Source organism: Cellulomonas sp. GbtcB1, assembly GCF_019091725.1.
Taxonomy (GTDB): Bacteria; Actinomycetota; Actinomycetes; order Actinomycetales; family Cellulomonadaceae; genus Cellulomonas.
Window position 1 is genome coordinate 1 of record NZ_JAGXJG010000349.1, and the last position, 254, is coordinate 254.

At 74.8% G+C, this 254-nt stretch carries 1 protein-coding gene; it reads right to left on the reverse strand.

Going from position 1 to position 254, the window contains the following annotated elements; genetic code table 11:
• On the reverse strand, positions 1-254 hold a 254-nt coding region (locus tag KVT14_RS20670; RefSeq protein WP_217617322.1), incomplete at both ends, for an endo-1,4-beta-xylanase.

Sequence of the window (254 nt, forward strand, 5' to 3'; positions counted from 1 at the left end):
TCGTTGAGGTACAGCGCGACGTCCGGGCCCAGCTCCTCCCGGGCGATCCGGAACGCATCGGCCACGTAGTCCGGGCCGAGCACCTCGTACCACCGGCTGTGCCGCAGGCCGTCCGGCTGCTGCGGGTCGTGCGCCTCGTTGACGACGTCCCAGGACGTGACGGGGCTCGCGTCGCCGTACCGCTCGGCCAGGTGGTCGGCGCCCGCGCGCGTGTGCGTGCGCAGCCGGTCGAGCAGCAGGGCGCGGTCCTCGCC